This window comes from Brevundimonas sp. (assembly GCF_031082345.1).
Taxonomy (GTDB): domain Bacteria; phylum Pseudomonadota; class Alphaproteobacteria; order Caulobacterales; family Caulobacteraceae; genus Brevundimonas.
Window position 1 is genome coordinate 369 of the sequence record NZ_JAVHLH010000219.1, and the last position, 4,283, is coordinate 4,651.

4 protein-coding genes are annotated in these 4,283 nt (G+C 66.9%); 3 read left to right on the plus strand and 1 reads right to left on the minus strand.

Annotation, left to right across the window (positions count from 1 at the left end; all coding sequences use genetic code 11):
* Positions 1–88 precede the first annotated feature (88 nt).
* Positions 89–550 (minus strand): peptidase S1, encoded by a 462-nt coding sequence (locus RDU12_RS12535; RefSeq protein WP_300291692.1) that lies wholly within the window; start codon positions 548–550, stop codon positions 89–91.
* 259 nt (positions 551–809) lie between these two features.
* Between RDU12_RS12535 and RDU12_RS12540 the strand changes: the two genes are divergently transcribed.
* From RDU12_RS12540 to RDU12_RS12550, 3 genes are all read left to right on the plus strand, one after another.
* On the plus strand, positions 810–2,609 hold the full coding sequence (locus RDU12_RS12540) for a long-chain-acyl-CoA synthetase (protein WP_300291696.1): 1,800 nt from the start codon (positions 810–812) through the stop codon (positions 2,607–2,609).
* 74 nt (positions 2,610–2,683) lie between these two features.
* Positions 2,684–3,553: a flagellar motor stator protein MotA gene (gene motA, locus RDU12_RS12545; RefSeq protein WP_300291690.1), complete on the plus strand. Its 870-nt coding sequence runs from the start codon at positions 2,684–2,686 to the stop codon at positions 3,551–3,553.
* Positions 3,554–3,695: 142 nt separating this feature from the next.
* Positions 3,696–3,995: a hypothetical protein gene (locus tag RDU12_RS12550; RefSeq protein WP_300291688.1), complete on the plus strand. Its 300-nt coding sequence runs from the start codon at positions 3,696–3,698 to the stop codon at positions 3,993–3,995.
* Positions 3,996–4,283: the final 288 nt, after the last annotated feature.

Sequence of the window (4,283 nt, forward strand, 5' to 3'; positions counted from 1 at the left end):
GTTCCGCCCGTCCGAGCGCCGTTTTGCGCCCGTTTTGAAGACTTTGCGGCGTTTCTGGACGCTGGCCCGGTTATCTGGCGCCCGGTCGTCAGAAGCTGCTGAGTTCCGAAATCGACAGAACGGCGGGCGCCGGATCGCCGCTCGAATAGGTGCCGACCCAGATTTCATAGCGACCGGCCACGGAACCGAGGGTGACCAGCGGATTGTTGTCCTCACCGGTATCGTCGTCGCAGTACCATTCGCCATTGGGGCCGTTGACGACCAGGGTGGTGTCCGCCTTGGACAGAACCGAGATCCTCAGGTTCAGCGAGCCCTTGCCGCTCCAGTTCAGACGGAAGTCCGGCGCGCTGGTGATATAGCCCGAGCAGGCGCTGCCCGCGGCCGTGGCGCTGACGTCGCCGCCGGCGCGCAGGCTGACCAGATGGGGATCGGGCGTGAACCCCGGGGACAGGGTGATGTCGCCGTAGTTCGGATCGGCGTTGTAGTCTTGGGCCGAGGCCGCCCCGGCGATGGCCAGGGCGCACGCCGTGGCGGCGATCAGAAGTCGCATGATTTCAAGTCCCCCGGGGCCTTCCGCGGCCGGGCGCCGCATACCCTGTTCGCTGATTAAGCCCAAGCTTGCGGCGATCTTCAAGCGCAGCTTCGGAACAGGCGCGGTGACGCTACGTCACCGCCGCATCGGCGCCACGCCTTCAACCAAACCCGCGTCCAGACCCCATGAAACGCCATTCGGATTCCCCTGCCGGTTGACCGGGGCGACGGGCTTGTCCATCACCGGAAGGGCGATTGACGACGGAGTGGATGGGACGATGGGGCTGGTGGCGAACATCCGACGCGACTTGCGGTTCGCGAAGGGCCTGCGCCGACTGCTCAAGCGCATCAAGCCGATCGATCTCGACAGCGTCGATCTGGTCTGTGACGACTTCGAGGAGGCCGTCGACCGGTTTCCGGACCATGTCGCCATCCAGGACGACCGGCTCACGCTCACCTATCGGGAGCTGGACGCCATGGCCAACCGGTTCGGCCACTGGGCCCAGAGCCGCCGCCTGAAGCGTGGCGACACCATCGCCCTGATGATGCTGAACCGGGCGGAATACCTCGCGGCGTGGCTCGGTTTTTCCAAGGTCGGCGTCGCCACCGCCCTGATCAACACCAACCTGACCGGCCACGCCCTGGCCCACTGCCTGTCGATCTCCAACGCCTCGCAGGTGGTCACCGACGCCGAGTCCTGGCGCAAGGTCGAGGAGGCCCGCCCGTTCGCCGGCCGCAACCTGATGCTCTGGGTGCTGGGTCTCGCCGACGCCGACGAGGCCGACGAGCGCCGCGGTCTCGACAAGCCCGTACGGGGCGGCTCCTCGGTGCGCCCGGCCCGCTCGGTGCGCTCGGGCCTGACCAACCGCGACACCGCCCTGTACATCTACACCTCGGGCACCACCGGCATGCCCAAGGCGGCCAAGGTCACCCACGCCCGGGCCCGCACCTATATGCGCGCCTTCGCCGGGGCGACCGCCGCGACGGACAAGGACGTCACCTTCAACGTGCTGCCGCTCTATCACTCGACCGGCGGCCTCGTCGGCATCGGCCCCGCCCTGCTGAACGGCGGTCGGCTGGTGCTGCGCAAACGCTTCTCGGCCTCGAATTTCTGGCCGGACCTGAAGGCGTCCGGCGCCACCCTGTTCGTCTACATCGGCGAGCTGTGCCGGTATCTGGTCAACTGCCCCGAGAACCCGGACGAGCGGGCGCACAAGCTGCGACTCGCCTTCGGCAACGGCCTGCGCCCCGACGTCTGGACCGCGTTCCAGAAGCGGTTCGCCATTCCCGACATTCTCGAATTCTACGGCTCGACCGAGGGCAACGTCTCGCTGTTCAATTTCGACGGCAAGCCGGGGGCCATCGGCCGGGCGCCGGGGTTCCTGAAAAAGCAGATCAATTTCCGGCTGGTGCGGTTCGACATCGATACCGAGGAGCCGCTGCGCGGTCCCGACGGCCTGTGTCAGCTGACGAAGGCCGGCGAAGTCGGCGAGGCCATCGGCCGCATCGGCGACGACACCCGCCACGCCTTCTCGGGCTATGCCGACAAGGCCGCCTCGGAGAAGAAGATCCTGCGCGACGTGTTCGTGCGCGGCGACCGCTGGTTCCGCACCGGCGATCTGATGAAACAGGACAGCGAGGGCTACGTCTATTTCATCGACCGGATCGGCGACACCTACCGCTGGAAGGGCGAAAACGTCTCGACGGCCGAGGTCGAGCAGCGGCTGGCCGACGCGCCGGGGGTCAAGGAAGTCATCGCCTACGGCGTTCCCGTCCCGGGCCATGACGGCAAGGCGGGCATGGTCGCCCTCGTCGTCGACGGCAAATTCGGCGCCCGGGCCTTCGCCGACTGGGTCGACCAGGAGCTGCCGACCTTCGCCCAGCCGGTCTTCGTCCGGATCATCAAGGCGGCCGACACCACCGGCACCTTCAAATATCGCAAGATGGACCTGGTCACCGACGGCTTCGATCCGGGCAAGGTCGACGGGCCGGTCTATGTTCGCGGCGGGCGAAGCGGCTACACGAAAATGAGCGAAACGGCCCTCCAGGCGATCCTGAACGGCGAGACGCGGCTGTAGTCGCGGGTCGCAACCGCCCCTTAATGATTAATGGCGATGGTTGACGCCTCTCGCGTCAGGATTCCCGGCCTTTCATGTTCCAGATCATCGGCATCGTCCTGCTGTTCGCCATGGTGTTCGGCAGCTACATTCTGGCGGGCGGCAAGATGGGGGTCATCCTCCACTCCCTGCCCTACGAACTGATGGCCATCCTGGGCGCCGCCGTCGCGGCCTTCCTGATCGGCAACAGCGTCACCACCATCAAGGCCACCCTGGGCGGGTTCGCCAAGGTGTTCGCCGGGCCCAAGTGGAAGAGGCAGGACTACAAGGACCTGCTGTCCCTGCTGTTCCAGCTGACCAAGACGATGAAGTCCAAGGGGGTCATCGCCCTCGAAAGCCACATCGAAAAGCCCGCCGAGAGCCCGATCTTCCAGAAATACCCCAAGGTGCTGAAGGACCATTTCGCCACTGACTTCATCTGCGACACCCTGCGCATGATGACCATGAACCTCGAGGATCCGCACCAGATCGAGGACGCCATGGAGAAGCAGCTGGAGAAGCATCACCACGAGGGCCTGGCCGGCGCGCATGCGCTCCAGACCATGGCCGACGGCCTGCCCGCCCTCGGCATCGTCGCGGCCGTGCTGGGGGTCATCAAGACCATGGGCTCGATCACCGAGCCGCCGGAAATCCTCGGCGGCATGATCGGGGGCGCCCTGGTCGGCACCTTCCTCGGCGTCTTCCTGGCCTATGGACTGGTCGGACCCATGTCGGTCCGGCTGAAGGAAATCATCGACGGCGACGGCGCCTTCTACAAGATTATCCAGTCCGTCCTCGTCGCGCACCTGCACGGCAATGCGGCGCAGATTTCGGTCGAGATCGGCCGCGGCGACATCCCGTCCTCGGCCCAGCCCTCCTTCCTCGAGATGGAAGAGTCTCTGCAGGCGGCGCCGGCGGAGGCCTGACCGGCGCGGAACACGGACCCATCACAGCCTCTCACCGGCGATCACGCGTTCGGGAACAGCCGTCTGCGTGGCCGGTTACACCAGGATCGATCGCAGGAGCGGGCGGCTGAACCGCCCGGGCGGTCGCTCGGAGGACAGCCGCATGAAGCTGATGATCATCACCACCGCCGCCCTCGGCGCCCTGGCGCTGGCCGCCTGCACGCCGGCCGAGGACGACACTGCTCCGGACGCCGCGACCATGGAGGCGGAGACCTCGGCCACGGCCCCCGCGACGGACGGCGCCATGGCCCCGTCGGACGGAACCACGGGCGCGACGCCGGAGGCGATCACGCCGGTCAATCCGGACGGCCTGGGCACGCCGCCCGACAAGACGCCGCCGACCCTGCCGCCGGAACCCAATGGCTCGACCTCGCCGGCCACCTCGTCGCCGCCGCCCAGGTAGGGCTTCGGGGTCTCAAAGGGTCGGAAGGGGGATCGGCGACGGTCCCCCTTTTTCGTCTCGGATGACGGCAGTTCACGAACGCGTGAGAATTTCGCTTGCGTATCCGCTCACGAAGTCGTTATCTCGGGACTGCGAGGATTCATGACCTCGTATGACCCTTCTGAAGGAAGGAATCACATGCGCATCGTTGCCCTGATCGCCGCTTCGGCCGCCGCCCTCGCCCTGGCCGCCTGCCAGCCCGCCGCCGAAGACACCGCCGCCGACGCCTCGGCTGACGCCGATGCCGCC

What these genes read in the sequence shown, in the direction of transcription:
- RDU12_RS12540 (WP_300291696.1), top strand. Translation starts at nt 810, where the DNA reads ATGGGGCTGGTGGCGAACATCCGACGCGACTTGCGGTTCGCGAAGGGC.
- motA (WP_300291690.1), top strand. Translation starts at nt 2,684, where the DNA reads ATGTTCCAGATCATCGGCATCGTCCTGCTGTTCGCCATGGTGTTCGGC.
- RDU12_RS12535 (WP_300291692.1), bottom strand. Translation starts at nt 550, where the DNA reads ATGCGACTTCTGATCGCCGCCACGGCGTGCGCCCTGGCCATCGCCGGG.
- RDU12_RS12550 (WP_300291688.1), top strand. Translation starts at nt 3,696, where the DNA reads ATGAAGCTGATGATCATCACCACCGCCGCCCTCGGCGCCCTGGCGCTG.